General features: G+C 73.3%; 16 protein-coding genes. 11 read left to right on the forward strand and 5 right to left on the reverse strand.

Annotated features, from left to right (window positions below; translation table 11 throughout):
• Nucleotides 1–81: 81 nt before the first annotated feature.
• Together OSR43_RS09765 and OSR43_RS09770 are read right to left on the reverse strand one after the other, a co-directional pair.
• Nucleotides 82–1,197, reverse strand: a complete 1,116-nt coding sequence (locus OSR43_RS09765; RefSeq protein ID WP_302271182.1) for an acyl-CoA dehydrogenase family protein — start codon at nt 1,195–1,197, stop codon at nt 82–84.
• 8 nt (nt 1,198–1,205) lie between these two features.
• On the reverse strand, nt 1,206–2,393 hold the full coding sequence (locus tag OSR43_RS09770) for an acyl-CoA dehydrogenase family protein (RefSeq protein WP_302271184.1): 1,188 nt from the start codon (nt 2,391–2,393) through the stop codon (nt 1,206–1,208).
• Between the two features lie 127 nt (nt 2,394–2,520).
• Between OSR43_RS09770 and OSR43_RS09775 the strand changes: the two genes are divergently transcribed.
• The 5 genes from OSR43_RS09775 (at nt 2,521) to OSR43_RS09795 (ending at nt 8,119) form a co-directional block, all read left to right on the forward strand.
• Nucleotides 2,521–3,717, forward strand: a complete 1,197-nt coding sequence (locus tag OSR43_RS09775) for a Rieske 2Fe-2S domain-containing protein (protein WP_302271185.1) — start codon at nt 2,521–2,523, stop codon at nt 3,715–3,717.
• A gap of 2 nt (nt 3,718–3,719) precedes the next feature.
• Nucleotides 3,720–4,013, forward strand: a complete 294-nt coding sequence (locus OSR43_RS09780) for a hypothetical protein (protein ID WP_302271188.1) — start codon at nt 3,720–3,722, stop codon at nt 4,011–4,013.
• 41 nt (nt 4,014–4,054) lie between these two features.
• A complete protein-coding gene (locus tag OSR43_RS09785; protein WP_302271189.1) occupies nt 4,055–5,158 on the forward strand; it encodes a ferredoxin--NADP reductase in 1,104 nt (367 codons plus the stop codon).
• Between the two features lie 158 nt (nt 5,159–5,316).
• Nucleotides 5,317–7,236 carry a hypothetical protein gene (locus OSR43_RS09790; protein WP_302271191.1) on the forward strand — a complete coding sequence of 640 codons (1,920 nt, stop codon included), beginning with the start codon at nt 5,317–5,319 and terminating at the stop codon, nt 7,234–7,236.
• A 238-nt stretch (nt 7,237–7,474) separates the two neighbouring features.
• A complete protein-coding gene (locus OSR43_RS09795) occupies nt 7,475–8,119 on the forward strand; it encodes a hypothetical protein (RefSeq protein ID WP_302271193.1) in 645 nt (214 codons plus the stop codon).
• 11 nt (nt 8,120–8,130) lie between these two features.
• Here OSR43_RS09795 and OSR43_RS09800 read toward each other — a convergent pair whose 3' ends face one another.
• Both OSR43_RS09800 and OSR43_RS09805 read right to left on the reverse strand, forming a co-directional pair.
• Entirely contained in the window at nt 8,131–8,805 is a 675-nt protein-coding gene (locus tag OSR43_RS09800) for an MBL fold metallo-hydrolase (RefSeq protein ID WP_302271194.1), read from the reverse strand.
• Complete coding sequence (locus tag OSR43_RS09805) at nt 8,802–9,536, reverse strand: maleylpyruvate isomerase family mycothiol-dependent enzyme (protein ID WP_302271195.1); 735 nt, start codon at nt 9,534–9,536, stop codon at nt 8,802–8,804. Before OSR43_RS09805 ends, OSR43_RS09800 begins: the two co-directional genes overlap by 4 nt.
• A 220-nt stretch (nt 9,537–9,756) precedes the next feature.
• On the opposite strand from OSR43_RS09805, the gene uvrA reads away from it, so the two are divergent.
• Nucleotides 9,757–12,828 carry an excinuclease ABC subunit UvrA gene (gene uvrA, locus OSR43_RS09810; RefSeq protein WP_302271213.1) on the forward strand — a complete coding sequence of 1,024 codons (3,072 nt, stop codon included), beginning with the start codon at nt 9,757–9,759 and terminating at the stop codon, nt 12,826–12,828.
• A 121-nt stretch (nt 12,829–12,949) separates the two neighbouring features.
• On the forward strand, nt 12,950–13,429 hold the full coding sequence (locus tag OSR43_RS09815) for a Rieske (2Fe-2S) protein (protein ID WP_302271214.1): 480 nt from the start codon (nt 12,950–12,952) through the stop codon (nt 13,427–13,429).
• On the opposite strand, the gene OSR43_RS09820 is transcribed toward OSR43_RS09815, so the two are convergent.
• Complete coding sequence (locus tag OSR43_RS09820) at nt 13,411–14,700, reverse strand: pyridine nucleotide-disulfide oxidoreductase (RefSeq protein ID WP_302271216.1); 1,290 nt, start codon at nt 14,698–14,700, stop codon at nt 13,411–13,413. The two genes, OSR43_RS09815 and OSR43_RS09820, sit on opposite strands and share 19 nt — an antisense overlap.
• Nucleotides 14,701–14,787: 87 nt before the next feature.
• Here OSR43_RS09820 and uvrC point away from each other — a divergent pair, with 87 nt between their 5' ends.
• The 4 genes from uvrC (at nt 14,788) to whiA (ending at nt 19,745) form a co-directional block, all read left to right on the forward strand.
• Nucleotides 14,788–16,818 carry an excinuclease ABC subunit UvrC gene (uvrC, locus tag OSR43_RS09825; RefSeq protein ID WP_302271217.1) on the forward strand — a complete coding sequence of 677 codons (2,031 nt, stop codon included), beginning with the start codon at nt 14,788–14,790 and terminating at the stop codon, nt 16,816–16,818.
• Nucleotides 16,815–17,687, forward strand: a complete 873-nt coding sequence (gene rapZ / locus OSR43_RS09830; protein WP_302271219.1) for an RNase adapter RapZ — start codon at nt 16,815–16,817, stop codon at nt 17,685–17,687. The genes uvrC and rapZ overlap by 4 nt, the downstream gene beginning before the upstream one ends.
• Complete coding sequence (yvcK, locus tag OSR43_RS09835) at nt 17,684–18,688, forward strand: uridine diphosphate-N-acetylglucosamine-binding protein YvcK (protein ID WP_302271220.1); 1,005 nt, start codon at nt 17,684–17,686, stop codon at nt 18,686–18,688. Before rapZ ends, yvcK begins: the two co-directional genes overlap by 4 nt.
• A 70-nt stretch (nt 18,689–18,758) precedes the next feature.
• Nucleotides 18,759–19,745 (forward strand): DNA-binding protein WhiA, encoded by a 987-nt coding sequence (gene whiA, locus OSR43_RS09840; RefSeq protein WP_302271221.1) that lies wholly within the window; start codon nt 18,759–18,761, stop codon nt 19,743–19,745.
• The last annotated feature ends 105 nt before the right edge of the window (nt 19,746–19,850 follow it).

Here is a 19,850-nt window from a genome sequence, read left to right on the forward strand (position 1 = left end):
ACGCTAGAGCAGCGTCAAGCAGGCGCGCCGGGTGATCGACCAGGTGTGACCGATCGGACGGGGCGGCGTGGTCCAGGCAGGTCAGGCCGGCTCGGCCGCGAGGTGCCGGCCGATGAGCAGGGCCTGCTCGGTGGCCCCGCCGTGGAGGAACTCGAACCGCTTGGCGGTGGTGAAGTACCGGTGCGCCTCGCCGTCGAGGTCGATGCCGACACCGCCGTGGACGTGGATCGTGGTGTGGGCCAGCCGGTGGCCCGCGTCGGCGGCCCAGAGCTTCGCCACCGCCACCTCGCTCTCCGCGGGCAGGCCCTCGGCGAGCCGCCAGGCGGCGTGCCACAGCGTCAGCCGCTGGCCGAGGACGTCGATGTAGCCGTCGGCCAGCCGCTGGGAGACGGCCTGGAAGGTGCCGATCGGTCGCCCGAACTGCTCCCGCGTCCCCGCGTACGCCGCGGTCAGCGCGAGCGCGCCCTCGGTGACGCCGAGCTGCTCGGCGGCGGCGGCGAGCACCAGCAGCTGCCGCAGCCGGCGGTCCACCGAACCGTCGGCGGGCCCCACGAGGCGGTCCGCACCGAGCGCGGCCCCGTCCAGCTCGAGCCGGGCGACGCGGTCGCCGTCGGTGAAGTCCTGCGGGGTGAGGGTGACGCCGCTGTCGTCGGGGCGGACCAGGAAGACGCCGACCCCCTCGGGGGTGTCGGCCGGGACGAGCAGCAGGTCGGCGTACGCGCCGGCCGGGACGACGGCCTTGGCCCCGGTCAGCCGCCACCCGCCGGCGGCGTCGCCCGCGGCCACGGTGGTGGGCCGCTCGGGTGCGAAGGAGCGGTCCTCCGCGACGGCGGCGGTGAGGACGGCGGAGCCCGACGCGGCCCCCGGCAGCCAGGACGCCTGCTGCTCGGTCGAGCCGTGCTCGGCGAGCAGGAGGGCGGCCGGCCCGTGGAAGGCCAGCGGCACCGGGGCGACCGTGCGGCCCACCTCGACCAGGACACGGCAGAGCTCGACGAGCCCGAGGCCGGCCCCGCCGTGCGCCTCGGGGAGCGCGAGGCCGAGCAGGCCGGCGTCGCCGAGGTCGCGCCACAGCTCGCGGTCGAAGCGGTCGCCGGCCTGCTCGACCGCGCGCATCCGCTCGGGCGTCGCGCGGTCGGCGAGGATGCGCGCGGCCAGCTCGGCGGCCTCGTCCTGCTCGGGGGTGAAGGAGAAGTCCATGGGTCTGCCTACCTCTTCGCCGCGGGCAGCCCGAGGCCCACGTAGCCGATGATGTCGCGCTGGATCTCGTTGGTGCCGCCGCCGAAGGTCATGACGAGCGAGGACCGGTACATCCGCTCCAGGCGTCCGGCGAGCACGGCCCCGTCGGTGGAGGCGGGGAGCGCGGCGTTCGGGCCGACGACCTCCATCAGGGAGCGGTAGACCTCGGTCGCCAGCTCCGAGCCGTAGATCTTGGTCGCCGACGCCTCGGCGGGGGAGAGGTCCACGCCGTGGTCGGCGTCGGAGGCGAGCTTCCAGTTCAGCTGGGTCAGCATCGTGATCCGGGCGTGGGCGCGGCCCAGCGCGATCTGCACCCACTCGGTGTCGATCACCCGGTCGCCGGCGGCGTTCTTGGTCTCCTGCGCCCAGGCGCGCACCAGCCGCAGCGACTGGGTCAGCGGCGCGGAGGAGGTGAGGGCGACGCGCTCGTGGTTGAGCTGGTTGGTCATCAGCGCCCAGCCGCCGTTGAGCTCGCCGACCAGGTTCCCGACCGGGACGCGCACGTCCTCGTAGTACGTCGCACTGGTGCCGACGCCGGCGACGGTGTGGACGGGCGTCCACGAGAAGCCGGGTGCGTCGGTGGGGACGAGGATCATCGACAGGCCCTTGTGGCGCGGCAGGTCGGGATCGGTGCGGCAGGCCAGCCAGACCCAGTCGGCGTACTGGATGAGCGAGGTCCACATCTTCTGCCCGTTGACCACCCACTCGTCGCCCTCGCGGACCGCCCGCGTGCGCAGGGACGCCAGGTCGGTGCCGGACCCGGGCTCGGAGTAGCCGATCGAGAAGTGCAGGTCGCCGGCGAGGATCCGGGGCAGGAAGTGGTCCTTCTGCTCGGGCGTGCCGTACCGCATGATCGTCGGCCCGACCGTGTTGAGCGTCAGGTAGGGGATGGGCACCCCGTGGTCGGCCGCGACGTCGGTGAAGATCAGCTGCTCCACCATCGAGCGGGCCTGGCCGCCGTACTCCTCGGGCCAGCCGATCCCCAGCCACCCGTCCCTGCCCAGCCGGCGGATGACGTCCTTGTAGACGCCCGCCTCGCCGACCTCGCCGGCGGAGGCAGCCAAGCCGGCCCGGACCTCGGGGGTGACCACCTCCGAGAAGTACTCGTGCAGCTCCTCGCGGAGCCGCAGCTCCGCATCCGTCAGTGCCAGGTGCATGCGGAACTCCTGCCGAGTGGTACCGGGCGGTGCGGGATGGTGGAAACACCGAGCAGAAAACTATAACCTGTTCTCGTTTTGGTCCACCGGCACGCGGTTCGGCCATCGAACGATCGGGAGGCACGCGATGAGCGACACCGGATCCAGCACCCGCTACCTGGACCAGGGCAAGCCGCCGGAGCGCTTCGCGCGCGGCTGGCACTGCCTCGGCCTGGAGTCGGCCTTCGCCGACGGCCGGCCGCACGGCATCGAGGCGTTCGGCACCAAGCTGGTCGTGTGGCAGGACAGCCAGGGCGGCACCAACGTCCTCGACGGCTACTGCCGCCACATGGGCGGGGACCTGACCCAGGGCAGCGTCAAGGGCGACGAGGTCGCCTGTCCCTTCCACGACTGGCGCTGGGGCGGCGACGGGAAGTGCAAGCAGATCCCCTACGCCCGCCGCGTCCCGCTGCGCGCCCGCACCCAGAAGTACCCCGTGGTCATCCGGAACGGCCAGGTGCTGGTGTGGCACGACGTCGAGGGCTCGGCCCCCGACCTGGACGTCCTCCCTCCCGAGCTGCCGGGGATCGGCACCGACGAGTGGACCGACTGGTTCTGGGAGGTCGTGCCGATCGAGGGCTCGAACTGCCGCGAGCTGATCGACAACGTCGTGGACATGGCGCACTTCTACTACGTGCACCTGTCCTTCCCGACGAGCTTCCGCAACGTCTTCGAGGGCACCCGCGCCACGCAGTACATGGGCTCCAAGGGTCGCCCCGACGTGAGCGGCGGGTACGGCGACGCCGAGATGTTCCTGAAGTCCGAGGCGACCTACTTCGGCCCGTCGTACATGGTCAACTGGCTCGAGGTCGACTACAAGGGCTTCGTCACCGAGGTCGTCCTGGTCAACTGCCACCTGCCCACGGGGCCGGACTCGTTCACCCTGCAGTACGGCATCGCCGTCAAGAAGCCCGAGGGCCTCGACGAGGCGACCGCGCAGTACATCGCGAAGAAGTACGCCACGATGTTCGGCGAGGGCTTCCTCCAGGACGTGCACATCTGGAAGAACAAGGTGCCGGTGCAGAACCCGCTCCTGTGCGAGGAGGACGGCCCGGTCTACCAGCTGCGTCGCTGGTACGAGCAGTTCTACGTCGACGTCGCCGACATCGCCCCGGAGATGGTCGACCGCTTCGAGTTCGAGGTCGACACCACCAAGGCCAACGAGTTCTGGCAGGCCGAGGTCGCGGAGAACCTCGCGAGGAAGGCGGCCGAGGACTCCGCGCCGGCGGACGGTGTGGCCGACCCGGAGGCCGAGGGCAAGCCCCAGGTCATGACGGGGACCTGAGCGTGCCGTCGTTCGTCCCGCTGAGTCCCGAGACCGTCGAGGACCAGCGGCTCTACACCTCCGCCCGGCTGACCCAGGTCGCCTGCCTGGACTGCCTCGCGCAGGTCGGGGTCAAGAAGAACAGCGAGCACCACACCTCGATCCAGTGGACGACCGAGGCGCGGGCGCACTGCCCGGAGCTGACCCGGCGCGACGGCGTCCGCGAGAGCCACGTCGGCTGCCCGCGGATGCTCGCGAGCATCGAGACCGCTGTCCGGGAGGGACAGGTCCCGATCGGTGCCGAGGACGGATACTGAGGCGGCCCGGCCCCATCACCCCCCCCGACCAGAGAGACCCCGTGGACACCGACTCCTTCGAGCTGAAGATCCTCGACGTCGTCGAGGAGACGCCCGACGCCCGTTCCATCAGCTTCGAGGTGCCTGCCGGCGCCGAGGAGCACTTCGCCTACAAGCCGGGGCAGTTCCTCACCGTCGCCGTGCCGAGCGACCAGACGGGCGTGGCGGCGCGGTGCTACTCGCTGTGCAGCAGCCCGGTCGGCGGCGGCCCGCTGACGATCACGGTCAAGCGGACCGATGGCGGGTACGCCTCGAACTGGATGTGCGACAACCTCGCGCCCGGCGACAGCCTGCGGGTGCTCCCGCCGAGCGGCATCTTCACCCCGGCCTCGCTCAGCGCGGACCTGCTGCTGTTCGCGGGCGGGAGCGGCATCACGCCGGTCATGTCGATCACCCGCACGGCGTTGGAGCAGGGGACCGGCCGGATCGTCCTGTTCTACGCCAACCGCGACGAGTCCTCGGTGATCTTCGCCGGCGAGCTGGCCCGCCTGGCCGCCGCGCACCCCGAGCGGCTCGTCGTCGTCCACTGGCTGGAGTCGGTCCAGGGGCTGCCCACCCACGAGCAGGTCAAGGCGTTCGCCGCCGGCTACCCGACGTACGACGCGTTCGTGTGCGGTCCGACGCCCTTCATGAAGATGACGGTGGCCGCCCTCAAGGAGCTCGAGTTCCCGCGCGAGCGCCGCCACCAGGAGAAGTTCGTCTCCCTCGGCGGCAACCCGTTCGGCGACCTGCACGATGTCGAGGTGGCCGAGCAGGAGATCGACGCCGCGGAGCACGACGAGGACGACGCCGCGCTGGAGCCCGCCAGCCACGGCGGCGGCCCGTCGGGGCCGGTCCGGCTCGAGGTCGAGCTCGACGGGGAGACGCACTCCTTCGACGACTGGGCGCCGGGCACCAAGATGCTCGACCACCTCGAGGCGAAGGGCGTCAAGGCGCCGTACTCCTGCCGCGAGGGGGAGTGCTCGGCCTGTGCGGTCCGGCTCCTCGAGGGCGACGTGGACATGCTCCACAACGACGTGCTCGACGACGAGGACCTCGCCGACGGCATCCGGCTGGCCTGCCAGTCGGTGCCGACGACCGACACGGTGCGCGCGACGTACAACTGACGGCCGACCCGTCGTCGAGGCGGGCGGCTTCGCGGGCGCGCCGGGAATTACAGATCTGTAGTTGTTCCAGACGCGTTGCGTGGGGCTGGTGTGACTGGTGTGATGCCACCTGCGCCTGTCCACGGCGCCGTCCCGTGCACCCGTCCCGGAGGAGTTCCGTGCCAGCCCCCACCGCGGCCGTCCAGCTGGTCCGCCGCGCCCTGGCGACCGGGCTCACGGCCGCCCTCGTCCTGGGGCTGGCCCTCACCCTCGCGGGACCGCCGGCCGCGCCCGGCGGGCCGGTCGCCCCGGCGCTCGCGCCCGCAGCAGCGGCGCTGCCGAGCCCGTCGTACACCGGCTTCACGCTGAACGTCTGCCACTGCCTGCGACCGGAGAAGGCGATGGCCGACGTCCGCAGGGCGCTCACCCTCGGCGACGCCGGTGGCCTCCAGGAGTTCTCCGAGGCCGAGGACCGGCAGAACCTCGTCGCGCTCCTGCAGGCCAGGGACTGGGGCTGGTACATGCCCAACGGTGCGGGCGTCGCCATCCCGATCATCTGGAACCGCCAGCGGTTCCGGCTCATCGAGGGCCGCTCGGTGATGACCCACGGCGCGCAGAACGGCGTGACGCCGGCGCGGTTCATCAACAGCGTGCGGCTGCGCGAGGTCGCCACCGGCAAGGTGTTCGGCTTCGTCAACACCCACACGATCGCGCAGGCCTCGCGCGACGCGCAGCTGTCGAACATGAAGCGGATCCCGCGGCTGCGCAAGCACCTGGGGATGCTGCGCCAGGAGATCCGGCGGCTCGCCGGCACCACCGAACACGTCTTCGCCGGCGGGGACCTGAACGTCAACTACCTGGCCGACAGGCGACGGCGCAACGCCGGGCTGCCGACCGACGCGCTCGGCGGGGTGGTCAGCTTCGACATGCCGCTGACCGGGTCCCGCGGTCCGGGCTCGCTGCTGGACTACGCGATGACGCTGCGCAAGGGCAGCGGCTTCAGCCGGACCAGCGCACGCGTCGTCGGCGGGTTCAACTCCGACCACGACGCCGTGGTCGTCACCTACCGCACCAACGACCTGTTCGCGACCGGGGCGCTGCACAACCGGCCGGTCGGCGGCACCGGCGAGGACCGCAAGCGGATCGGTGACCGGCAGGCCCGCGCCGTCATGGACGCCGAGCCGGGCGCGCTCGTCCGGCTGGCGACCCCCCGCCTGGACGACCCGACGCTCGCGGGTGCCCTCGTCGACGCAGCCGCCGAGGGCGTCGCCGTGCAGGTCGTCCTGGGTGCCGGGTCGTCGACCGCCGAGGAGCGGGCGCTCGCGGCCGCCGTCGGCACCGACCGTTCGGCCGGCTCGTGGGTGGCGCGGTGCTCCGGCAGCTGCCTCGGCGGGACCGGTCGCACCGACCTCGCCGTGCTGCTCGTCAGCCGAGCCGGCGGCACCACCGACCTGACGGTGGTCGGCGCGGGCGCGCCGGTGCAGGCGGCCCGCAACCGGTGGTCGAGCGCGTACCTCTCCTCCGACCCCGCGCTGTACGCCGGCTACGGCACGATCTTCGGTCGGCTCGCCGCCGACACCACCGACGCCACCAGGACCCGGGTGCTCACCTGGGGCTCCTACACCGCCCAGCTCTACCCGGTCCCCGACGTGGCCCGCCGCGACCCGGTGCTCCGGGGCCTGGCCGCCGTCGGCTGCAAGAACGCCGCCGGCCTGCGGACCAGCGACGGCCGCACCAACGTCCGGGCCGCGGTCCGGTCCTGGGCAGGAGCCCGGGGCAAGCGGATCGCGGAGCGGCTGGTCACGCTGCGTCAGCGCGGCTGCGACGTCGCAGCGGTGCTCGGCCCCCACGTCCTGCGCGGCATCCGCCGCACGCTGGAGCGCGGCGGGGTCCAGACCCGCGACGCCAAGGTCGGCGGCAACCTGCTGGTGGTCGACGGCCGCTACGGCAAGCGGAAGGGCGTGCAGAAGGCATGGGTCGGTGGGCCCGCCTGGTCCGACGGCGCCCTCGCCGGGGACGGCGTCAGCCTGGTCGTGAGCGAGCGGGAGACCGTGCGGCAGTACCTCGACGGGTTCAGCCGGGCGTGGACCCACGGCTGAGCCCGGCTCGGCGGCGTCGTCGGAGCGGTGCAGAACCCGTTCCGCCGTCGACCCAAACGGCGTGCCCACCCCAGGATCCGCTGGTCCGAAGTGACCACGACGGACCGACCGATCCGCCCTCACGATCCGGTCCCCGGGTCGGTCACCATCTGCTCCCAACACCCCTTGGGCGCACGGCCTCCCCCCACTCGATCGTCACTCGGACGACCGAGGGCCGTCCGTCCTGGAAGGAGGGGTCGTGATCGCCACCCTCGTCTGCCTCGTCGCCCTCGTCCTCGCCTGGCCCCTCGCCTGCGGTGCGGGACGCCCGGCCGGGCGCCCCTCCGCGGCCGAGCGCCGGCTCCGCCACGTGGCCGGCAACCCTCAGGCCGCGACCACTGCGGACGTCGAGCGCCTGCTGCGCGCCCACGAGCTGCCGCCCGAGGAGGTCGCGCTCGTCCTCGGTCGCGCCCGCGACGCCGGCATCCGGCCGTTCACCATGTGGTGCTGGGTCCAGCAGTACGGCGTGCACGCGCTCGCGATCGTCGTCGCCGCGGACCTGTCCCACGCCCAGCTGCTCCGGCACCTGGGCGACGGCACGCTCCCGGACCTGGAGGAGCTGGCGGTCTTCGCCGCCCTGAACGGCTTCCGCGGGGCGACCGCGGTCGAGCCGGCCCCCACCCGGTCGCCGGCGGTCCCGGCCCCGCGCCGGGAGCCGGGCAGCGGCCTGCGCATCGACGGTCCGGGGTCCTGGCCCTTCGCGGGCTGGTCGCCCGGCGACGAGGTCGTGGACGTGCTGCGCGAGGTCGTCCCGGACCCGGTCGAGCCGCGCGCGCCGTACCCCTCCCGCACCACGCAGGCGGCACCCCGCGAGGAGCGGCTCCGCCGCCCCGACGCGGCCTAGGCCCCCGGCGGCTACCAGCCGCGCTCGCGCCACTCCGGCAGGTGCGGCCGCTCGGCGCCGAGCGTGGAGTCGCCGCCGTGACCGGGGTAGAACCAGGTCTCGTCGGGCAGCCGGGCGAAGACCTTCGTGCCGACCTCGTCGACCAGCTGCCGGAAGGCGTCGGCGTCGCCGAACGTGTTCCCCACGCCGCCCGGGAAGAGGCTGTCGCCGGTCCACAGGTGCGGGTGGCCCTCCGGGTCGTCGTACAGCAGCGCCACCGAGCCGGGGGTGTGCCCGGCGAGGGCGATGACCTCGAGCGCGCAGCGGCCGACGGTCACGGTGTCGCCGTGGCGGAGCGGTCGCGTGACCTCGACACCGGTCTGCTCGGTGATCGCGGCCGCGTCCGGCTCGCCGGCGAGCACCTCGGCGCCGGTCGCCGCGACGACCTCGCCGAGCGCCCGGTGGTGGTCCCAGTGCTGGTGCGTCGTCACGACCGTCGACAGGCCGGCGCCGCCGACGAGGGGGAGCAGGGTGCTCGGCTCCGCAGCGGCGTCGACCAGCAGCTGCTCGCCGGACTCCCGGCAGGTCAGCAGGTAGCAGTTGTTCGACATCTGCTCGTCGACCGCGACCTTCGCGATGCGCAGCTGGGCGAGCTCCCGCACGTCGGCCGGGCCACCCGGCGACACCGCGCCCGTGTAGTCGTTCACAGCTCCTCGATCCTCGGCAGCACGCCGTCGTCGCTCGTGGGTCCGGTGCCGGCGCCCGGGACCGGGCGGCGGCCGCTGAGCCACCATCCCAGGTCCGCGGCGGTGCCCCGGACGGTGGTCGTGGCGCCCGGCGCCGACTCCCAGGTCCGGTCGAGGTCGGTGGCGTGCACCCGCAGCGGGGTCGTCGACGGGCCGCGGGCGACCATCGCGCCGACCAGCGCCGCGGCGAAGTCCGCCGGCCAGCCCTCCGGCGTCGCACCGAGCCCGAGGTCGAGGTGGTGGAGCTCGACCTCGCGCCACCGCATGTCCGGCACGTCGACGAGTGGCCGCGGCCGCGCCCCGGGGGTGCGGTCGAACGTACCCCGCCACCCCTCGTCCGACACCGCCGCCAGGGCGTCCGCGAACGCCGTCGTCGAGGCCAGCAGCCGGTCGCGGAGCTCCTGCGGCGTCGCCGCGGCCAGCGCCTCGATGTCGCCGTCGCGGCGTTCCTGGCTGGGGTACATCGCGGCCTGCTCACCCCGGGCGGCGGCGTCGAGCACGCCGGCGAGGGCCTCGGCGTTGAGCACGACGTGCGCGACGACGTGCGTCCGGCTCCACCCCGGGAGGAGGCTCGGGGCACGCCACTCGTCGGGGGACATCGCGTCCACGGTGCGGACGAGCCGCCCGTCGGCGTCGGCCAGCGCGTGACGCGGATCGCGTGCCCCGGCGGGGAAGGTCTGTGGGTCCGGCATGGTTGTCATCAAAGCCGGTCACCGGCCCGCCTGCCAGCACCCGCGCCACACCCCGCCGATCCGGCGCCGACCGTGCACGGTCGGGGCACTGTCGGTGGCGTGTGGCAACGTCGGGCCCGGCCACCGGCGTCCGCTCCGACCAGGGGCGGTGACCGCGCGGCCGGTAGCATCGACGAACGCGTGTTCGAACGCCCGCACCACCGACGACGAGGGAACATCCGTGGCTGACCAGCTGATCATCCGGGGCGCCCGGGAGCACAACCTCAAGGACGTCTCGCTGGACCTCCCGCGCGACTCCCTGATCGTGTTCACCGGTCTCTCGGGCTCCGGCAAGTCCTCGCTGGCGTTCGACACCATCTTCGCCGAGGGCCAGCGCCGGTACGTCGAGTCGCTCTCGGCGTACGCCCGGCAGTTCCTCGGGCAGATGGACAAGCCCGACGTCGACTTCATCGAGGGCCTCTCGCCCGCGGTCTCCATCGACCAGAAGTCGACCTCGAAGAACCCGCGCTCGACCGTCGGCACGATCACCGAGGTCTACGACTACCTCCGGCTGCTCTACGCGCGGGCGGGACGGCCGCACTGCCCGACCTGCGGGGCCCCGATCGAGCGGCAGACCCCGCAGCAGATCGTCGACCGCGTGCTGGCCCTCGAGGAGGGCCGGCGGTTCCAGGTGCTCGCGCCGGTCATCCGTGCCCGCAAGGGCGAGTACGTCGAGCTCTTCCGCCAGCTGCAGACCCAGGGGTTCTCCCGCGCCCGGGTCGACGGTGAGACCCACGGCCTGGACGACGTCCCGAAGCTGGACAAGCAGAAGAAGCACACCATCGAGGTCGTCGTCGACCGGCTCGCGGTCAAGGAGTCCTCCAAGCGACGCCTGACCGACTCGGTCGAGACCGCGCTCAACCTGTCCGGCGGGCTGGTGCTCCTCGACTTCGTGGACCTCGACGCCAAGGACCCGGGCCGCGAGATGCGGTTCAGCGAGAAGATGGCGTGCCCCAACGACCACCCCATCGACGTCGACGAGCTCGAGCCGCGCTCGTTCTCGTTCAACTCGCCGTTCGGCGCGTGCCCCAAGTGCCACGGCATCGGCACCCGGATGGAGGTCGACCCCGAGCTGGTCGTCCCGGACGACACCGCCACCCTGGGCGAGGGCGCGATCCAGCCCTGGAGCCAGGCGCACGTCGCCGACTACTTCCTCCGGCTGATGGGTGCGCTCGGCAAGGAGGTCGGCTTCGACCTCAACACGCCGTGGCGCGACCTGACGCCCAAGGCGCAGAAGTCGCTGCTCGACGGGCACTCGACCAAGGTCCACGTCGTCACCCGCAACCGGTACGGCCGCGAGCGCGCCTACTACGCGGAGTTCGAGGGCGTGCGGACCTACGTCGAGCGGCGCCACCGCGAGGCCGAGACCGACACGAGCCGGGAGCGCTTCGAGGGCTTCATGCGCGAGGTGCCGTGCCCCGCGTGCGGCGGCAGCCGGCTCAAGCCGGTCTCCATGGCGGTCACGCTCGGGTCGCGCGACGGCGGCGGCAAGAACATCGCCGAGGTCTGCGCGCTGCCGATCAACGAGTCCGCGGAGTTCCTCCGCGACCTCGACCTGTCGACCCGCGAGCGGCAGATCGCCGAGCAGGTGCTCAAGGAGATCCAGGAGCGGCTGCGGTTCCTCCTCGACGTCGGGCTCGACTACCTCTCGCTGGACCGGCCCTCGGGCTCGCTGTCGGGCGGCGAGGCGCAGCGGATCCGGCTCGCCACCCAGATCGGTGCCGGGCTGGTCGGGGTGCTCTACGTCCTGGACGAGCCGTCGATCGGCCTGCACCAGCGCGACAACCAGCGCCTGATCGAGACCCTGATCCGGCTCAAGGACCTGGGCAACACCCTCATCGTCGTCGAGCACGACGAGGACACCATCAAGGTGGCCGACTGGGTCGTCGACATCGGCCCGGGGGCCGGCGAGCACGGCGGCCAGGTCGTCCACACCGGCACCGTCCAGGACCTCTACGACCACCCGGACTCGATGACCGGGCAGTACCTCTCCGGTCGGCGCGAGATCCCGGTCCCCGCCGTCCGCCGCCCGCGGACCGTGGGCCGCGAGCTCACCGTCGTCGGTGCCCGCGAGCACAACCTGCGCGACGTCGACGTGACGTTCCCGCTCGGCATGTTCGTGGCGGTCACCGGCGTCTCCGGGTCGGGCAAGTCGACGCTGGTCAACGACATCCTCTACACGTCGCTGGCCAAGCACCTGTACCGCGCCCGGACCGTCCCGGGCCGGCACCGCAAGATCACCGGGCTCGAGCACATCGACAAGGTGATCCACGTCGACCAGTCGCCGATCGGTCGCACGCCGCGGTCCAACCCGGCGACGTACACCGGCGTCTTCGACCACGTCCGCAAGCTGTTCGCGCAGACCCCCGAGGCGAAGATGCGCGGCTACCTGCAGGGCCGGTTCTCCTTCAACGTCAAGGGTGGCCGCTGCGAGGCGTGCGCCGGCGACGGCACGATCAAGATCGAGATGAACTTCCTCCCGGACGTCTACGTCCCGTGCGAGGTCTGCCACGGCGCCCGGTACAACCGCGAGACCCTCGAGGTGCACTACAAGGGCAAGACCATCGCCGAGGTCCTCGACATGCCGATCGAGGAGGCCGTCGACTTCTTCGCCGCGGTGCCGGCCATCAACCGGCACCTCAAGACGCTGGTCGAGGTCGGCCTGGGCTACGTCCGGCTCGGGCAGCCGGCGACGACGCTCTCCGGTGGCGAGGCGCAGCGCGTCAAGCTCGCGGCCGAGCTGCAGAAGCGCTCCGCCGGCCGCACGCTCTACGTGCTCGACGAGCCGACGACGGGTCTGCACTTCGAGGACATCCGCAAGCTCCTGCTGGTGCTGGGCCGCCTGGTCGACCAGGGCAACAGCGTGCTGGTCATCGAGCACAACCTCGACGTCATCAAGACCGCGGACTGGGTCGTCGACATGGGCCCCGAGGGTGGTTCCCGGGGCGGCACGGTCGTCGCGGAGGGCACGCCGGAGCAGGTCGCCGCCGTTCCCGAGAGCCACACCGGCCGCTACCTCGCGCCGCTCCTCGAGGGCAAGGAGGCCGAGCAGCCCCGGGGCAAGGCGCCGGCGTCGTCCGCGCCGCTGAGCCGGGCCGAGGCCGCCGCGAAGGCGAAGGCCGACGCGACGCTCGCGCGGGCGGAGGCGAAGAAGGCGGCCCGGAAGGCGGCGAAGGCGCCGGCGAAGAAGGCCGCTGCCGCGAAGGCGCCGGCGAAGGCCGCTGGAGGGAAGGCGGCTGCGGGCGGGGCCTGAGCCCCAAGGCCTGGTTCTCAGCGTCTCCACAGCCGGCGGGGGTGCCCGGGCAGGTGTCACCTCAGTAGTGTCAACTTCAACCAGCACCCCCCGGCCGCACCCTCGAAGGGACACCCCCACCGTGACCGAGAAGCGCTCGCTCGACCACCTCAGCCGCCGTCGAGCCCTCACCGGGGTCGCGGGGGTCGGCATCGCCCTCCCGGTCCTCGCTGCCTGCGGTGGCGAGGACGAGCCGACCGCGACCGACCCGGCGGGCGGCCCGACCAGCGGCGGCGAGGCCTCCGGCGGCAGCAGCGAGGGCGCCGGCGGTGCCGGCGGCGGGCTGGCGGCGACCACCGACATCGAGGTCGGTGGCGGGGCGATCTACCCCGACGAGAAGGTCGTGCTGACCCAGCCGAGCGAGGGGGAGTTCAAGGCCTTCTCGATCGAGTGCACCCACCAGGGGTGCGCGGTCTCGGAGGTGTCGGAGGACGGCATCGTGTGCCCCTGCCACAACAGCATCTTCTCGATCAGCGACGGCTCGCCGCGGAGCGGGCCGGCCACCGCCCCGCTCGAGGAGCGGACGATCAGCGTCGAGGGCGGTCAGATCACGCTCGCCTGAGCGGCGGCGCCCCGCCACCGCCGGTCGCGCTCCGCCGGCCGCCGGTCCAGCCGGCGGTCGAGGAGCGCCCGCGCCTCGTCGTACCGCCCGGCGCGGAGGAGGGCCGCGATCCGCGTCTCCTCGACGACCTCGCGCTGGGCGTCGGAGCCGCCGAGGCGCCACAGGGACGACTCGAGCGCGGCGAGGGCGTCGGCCGCCGCCGAGCAGCGACCGGCGTGCATGAGGCCGAGCGCGGCGGCGAGCGGGGCGACGACCTCGCGGTGCGTCGGGTGGTCGTGCCGCGACGACCGCACCTCCAGCCGGCGCAGCCCGTCGCCGTCGCCGGTCGCGAGCAGCACGACGGCCGCGTGCAGCGCCACGAACGGCGTCGCGGGCTCCTCGAGCGCCGGGCGCCCGACGACCTCGACCACGGGGTCGAGGGTGGGTACGTCCGCGGCCCCGGGGGTGAGCGCCCAGCGGTGGAGCAGGGAGCCGGTGTCCACCAGTGCGCGACAACCCGGCGCCGGCGCCGGCTGCAGCTGGGTGAGGTAGCGCGTCCGCACGGCGTCGAGGTCGCCCAGCGAGAGCTCGTGCAGGGCCGCGTGCCACACGAAGTGGCTGCGACCGTCGTTGCCGCGGCCGTCGCCGGCGAGCCACTGGTCCATCCAGCCGAGCCCGCCGGCGTGGTCGCCGGTCTCGTAGTGGGCGTGCGCGCGGGCGTGGGCGGCGTGCCCGGCCGACGGCTCGAGCGCGAGCGCCCGACAGGACAGGTCCATCGCCTCGTCGTAGCGGTGCTGCTCCTGGCGGACGAAGGCGAGCAGACCGGTCGCCCACCAGTCCGCGCCGTACGCCGGGGCCGCCCGCTCGACGATGCGCCAGGCGTCCTGGGGGACCTCGCTCACGCCCGCGAAGGCGATCGTCGGGACCGCGGTGGCCAGCAGAAGCGCGTCGGTCGGCCACTGCTCGAGGTGCCGGACCAGCGGGGCGCTGTCACCGGCCACGTGCCTGGTCACGGCGTGCACGTGGCTGCGCTCGCGCTCGGTGGCCCGGGCCGCGTGCAGCCGGGCGTCGCGGACCCGTGCCGCGATGTCGACGTTGGCGCACTGCTCGTGGCCGAGGAGCGCCAGGGCGGCGTGGGCGAGCGCGAACGTCGGGTCGTGGGCGAGGGCCTCGGCGACGGCCGGGGCGGCGCCTGGCTGGAGGCGCAGCACCCGGCCGACGCCCCGGACGTAGGCGTCCGCGGCGCGGGGGGACGTGGTGAGCACGTGCCCGTGGGTGTCGCGAACCGGCATGAAAGCAGAGTAAGCCAGTGCAGTAACCATGCCTAGCGGCGACGCGCCGACCGCGGGCCTGTCGGTGCCGGAACGTAGGCTTGCCCGGTGCCTGCCGCTCCATCCCGACGCTCCGCCCGCGGGCCCCTGTCCTACCGTCCCGAGCCCGGCTCGATCCCCACCCAGCCGGGGGTCTACCGCTTCCGCGACGCCCGCGGGCGGGTGATCTACGTCGGCAAGGCGAAGAACCTGCGGGCCCGCCTGTCGTCGTACTTCCAGGACATCGGCAACCTCCACCAGCGCACCGCCACGATGGTCACCACCGCGGCCAGCGTGGAGTGGACGGTGGTCAACACCGAGGTCGAGGCGCTGCAGCTGGAGTACTCCTGGATCAAGGAGTACGACCCGCGGTTCAACGTCAAGTACCGCGACGACAAGTCCTACCCCTGGCTGGCCGTCACGGTCGGCGAGGAGTTCCCGCGGGTCATGGTCGGGCGCGGCGCGAAGCGCAAGGGGACCCGCTACTTCGGTCCCTACAGCCACGCGTGGGCGATCCGCGAGACCGTGGACGTGCTGCTCCGCGTGTTCCCGATGCGCTCGTGCAGCAACGGCGTCTTCAAGCGCTCCGCGCAGATCGGCCGGCCCTGCCTGCTGGGCTACATCGACAAGTGCTCGGCGCCCTGCGTCGGCAACGTCAGCGCCGAGGAGCACCGCGAGATCGTCGACGACTTCTGCGACTTCATGGGCGGCCAGACGCGGCCGTTCATGCGGCGCATCGAGAAGGAGATGTACGCCGCCTCCGACGCCATGGACTTCGAGAAGGCCGCCCGCCTGCGCGACGACCTCGGCGCGATGCAACGGGCGCTGGAGAAGCAGGCGGTCGTGCTCGGCGACGGGGCCGACGCGGACGTGATCGCCCTGGCCGAGGACCCGCTCGAGGTCGCCGTGCAGATCTTCTACGTCCGCGGGGGCCGGATCCGTGGTCAGCGCGGCTGGGTGGCCGACCGCGTCGACGAGGGGGACACCCCCGAGCTCGTCTCGGACTTCCTGCTCCAGCTGTACGCCGGCACCGACCCCGACCACGGCCAGGAGTCCGTCCCGCGGGAGATCCTGGTCCCGGCGCTCCCGCCGGACGTCGGGGTCTTCGAGGAGCTGCTCAGCGAGCTGCGCGGCAGCAAGGTGGCCATCCGCGTCCCGCAGCGCGGCGACAAGAAGACGCTGCAGGAGACCGTCGCCCGCAACGCCTCGCAGGCCCTCGCGCTGCACAAGACCAAGCGCGCGAGCGACCTGACCACCCGCAACCGGGCGCTGGAGGAGATCCAGGAGGCGCTCGAGCTGGAGGAGGTGCCGCTGCGGATCGAGTGCTACGACGTCTCCAACCTGCAGGGCACCGAGGTCGTGGCGTCGATGGTCGTCTTCGAGGACGGCCTGGCCCGCAAGGGGGAGTACCGCCGCTTCGTCATCCGCGGGGTGGAGGGGCAGAACGACGTCGCCTCGATGCACGAGGTGATCACCCGGCGGTTCCGCCGGCTGCTCGACGAGCAGGCGCGCTCGGAGCTCAAGCCGGGGGACGACACCACCGGCCCGATGCTCGTCGACCCCGAGACCGGCCGCCCGCGGAAGTTCGCCTACGCGCCGGGCCTGGTCGTCGTCGACGGCGGCCCGCCGCAGGTCGCGGCCGCCCAGAAGGCGCTCGACGAGCTCGGCATCGACGACATCCCCGTCTGCGGGCTGGCCAAGCGGCTGGAGGAGGTCTGGCTGCCCGGCCAGGAGGACCCGGTCATCCTCGCCCGCTCCTCCGAGGGCCTCTACCTGCTGCAGCGGATCCGCGACGAGGCGCACCGGTTCGCGATCAACCACCACCGCTCGCGCCGGTCCAAGTCCATGGTCGAGAGCGCCCTGGACGACGTCCCCGGCCTCGGCGAGGTGCGCCGCAAGACCCTGATGAAGCACTTCGGCTCGCTCAAGAAGCTGCGCGAGGCGACGGTCGAGGAGATCGCCACCGTGCCGGGCATCGGCACCCGGACCGCGACGTCGATCAAGGACGCCGTGGCCGCGTCGTCGCCCGCCGGACGGACCGGAGGCGGCAGGATGACGGTCAACACCGCGACCGGCGAGATCATCGAGGAGGACGGATGAGCGAGCAGACGCCCCCGGGCGAGCTGGTCGTCGTCACCGGCATGACCGGTGCCGGGCGGAGCACGGCGGCCAAGGAGCTGGAGGACCTCGGCTTCTACGTCGTCGACAACCTGCCGCCGAGCTTGCTGCGCGACGTGGTGCGGCTGGTCGACGAGAGCTCCGGCCCGGGCCAGCCGATCGCGGTCGTGGTCGACGTCCGCTCCGGCTCCTTCTTCCAGACCCTCCAGGCCAACCTCGCCCAGGGCGCGACCGGACGCCGCGCGACGCTGCTGTTCCTCGACGCCACCGACGAGGTGCTCGTCCGGCGCCAGGAGGCGGTGCGCCGCCCCCACCCGCTGCAGGGCACGGGGCGTCTGCTCGACGGGCTGCAGCGGGAGCGCAAGGTCCTGGCCGAGCTGCGCAGCGGCGCGGACCTGGTCATCGACACCAGCGCGCTGAACGTCCACCAGCTCACCCGGGCCATCGCGGCGGCCTTCGGCAAGGCCGACCAGGTCCGGCTCAACGTCAACGTCATCAGCTTCGGGTTCAAGTACGGCATCCCGGTCGACGCCGACTTCGTCGCGGACATGCGCTTCCTGCCCAACCCGCACTGGATCCCCGAGCTGCGGCCGGGCACCGGTCGCGACGCCGAGGTGTCGGACTACGTGATGACCCGGGAGGGGGCCGAGGAGTTCCTCGACGGCTACGTCCCGGTGCTCGCCGGGGTCGCCGAGGGCTACCTGCGCGAGGGCAAGCGCTTCATGCGGGTCGCCATCGGGTGCACCGGCGGCAAGCACCGCAGCGTCGCGATGACCGAGGAGATCACCCGCCGACTCTGCGAGCTGGGGTACGACGCGCGCCCGGTGCACCGGGACCTGGGGCGGGAGTGAGCACCCCGGCCGGCGTGCCCGTCGACGCCAGCAGCGCCTCCCGGGCGCAGGCGGTCGTCGCCCTCGGTGGCGGGCACGGGCTCCACGCGTCGCTGAGCGCCCTGCGCCGGCTCGTCGACGACCTGACCGTCGACGAGCTGACCGCGGTGGTGACCGTCGCGGACAACGGCGGATCCTCCGGCCGGCTCCGCGGCGAGTTCGGCGTGCTCCCTCCCGGCGACCTGCGGATGGCGCTGGCGGCGCTGTGCGGCGACGACCAGTGGGGCGACACCTGGGCGCGGGTGCTGCAGCACCGGTTCGAGGGCAACGGCGACATGCGCGGGCACGTCGTCGGCAACCTGCTCATCGTCGGCCTCTGGGAGCTGCTCGGCGACCACGTCGACGCCCTCGACTGGGTCGGACGGCTGCTCGGCGCGAAGGGCCGGGTCCTGCCGATGGCGCTGTCCCCGATGGACATCACCGCGGAGGTCCGGGGGTTGCGCGCCGACGACCCCGACGCCCTGACGACCGTCCGCGGGCAGGTGGAGGTCGCGACCACCGGCGGGGTCATCGACTCCATCAGCCTCGACCCGGCCGACCCGCAGGCGTGCCCGGAGGCGATCACGGCGGTCGAGCGGGCCGACTGGGTGCTGCTGGGCCCGGGCTCGTGGTTCACCTCGGTGATCCCGCACCTCAAGGTGCCGGCGCTGTGCGACGCCCTCGTGCGCACCGACGCCCGGGTCGTGGTCAACCTGAACCTGGCCGAGCAGGCGGGGGAGACCGGCGGCTTCGGACCCGCCGACCACCTCGCCGTCCTCGCCGAGCACGCGCCGGACCTGGTCGTGCACACCGTCCTGGCCGACCGGGAGAGCGTCGGCGACGGCCTCGAGGAGCTCGAGCACGTCGTCGCGGCGTACGGCGCGAAGCTGGTCGTCGACGACGTCGCGGTGGGGGACGGCACCCCGCGCCACGACCCCGCCAGGCTCGCCGCGGCGTACGAACGGATCATGGCTGCGGGCTAGGTCACGTGCCGGCACCTCGGGGTCGCCGTTGCGGTCCCGCGTCGTTGACTCCCGTGCGAGGATTCCCGGCATGGCGATGACGGCACAGGTGAAGGCTGAGCTGGCGAGCACCCAGATCACGAAGACCTGCTGCCGCAAGGCGGAGGTGGCCTCGATGCTGCGCTTCGCCGGCGGCCTGCACATCGTGAGCGGTCGGATCGTGGTGGAGGCCGAGCTCGACACCGGCGCCGCGGCGCGCCGGCTGCGCAAGGACATCGCCGAGGTCTACGGCCACCAGTCCGACGTCGTGATGGTCCAGGGCAACGGCATCCGCAAGGGCAGCCGCTACCTGGTGCGCATCGTCCGCGACGGCGAGGCGCTGGCGCGGCAGACCGGGCTGCTCGACCAGCGCGGCCGCCCGGTGCGCGGCCTGCCGCCGGCCGTCGTCTCCGGCGGTGGGTGCGACGCGGTCGCCGCTTGGCGCGGGGCGTTCCTGGCCCACGGCTCGCTGACCGAGCCGGGCCGCTCGTCCTCCCTCGAGGTCACCTGCCCCGGGCCCGAGGCCGCCCTGGCGCTGGTGGGCGTCGCCCGCCGGCTCGGGATCCAGGCCAAGGCCCGCGAGGTCCGCGGCGTCGACCGCGTGGTCATCCGCGACGGCGACGCGATCGGCCAGCTGCTCACCCGCCTCGGCGCCCACGAGTCGCTGATGGCCTGGGAGGAGCGCCGCATGCGCCGCGAGGTCCGCGCGACGGCCAACCGGCTCGCGAACTTCGACGACGCCAACCTGCGCCGCTCCGCGCGGGCCGCGGTCGCGGCCGGCGCGCGCGTCGAGCGGGCGATGGAGATCCTCGGTGAGGAGGTCCCCGACCACCTCAAGATGGCCGGTGAGCTCCGGCTCGAGCACAAGCAGGCCTCCCTCGAGGAGCTCGGCCAGCTCCACGAGCCGGTGCTGACCAAGGACGCCATCGCCGGCCGGATCCGCCGCCTGCTGGCGATGGCCGACAAGCGCGCCGAGGAGCTGGGCATCCCCGACACCGAGGCCTCGCTCACCCCGGAGATGCTCGCCGAGGAGGCCTGAGCCCCTCCGGCGGCTCGCGTCCGCGTCGTACGACGGACGCCGCCGCCGCTGCGTCGCCGCGCTTCGGTAGGGTCCGTGACACCGCACACCCGAGGGAAGCAGGAG

The sequence above is a fragment of the Nocardioides sp. Arc9.136 genome (assembly GCF_030506255.1).
Lineage (GTDB): Bacteria > Actinomycetota > Actinomycetes > Propionibacteriales > Nocardioidaceae > Nocardioides.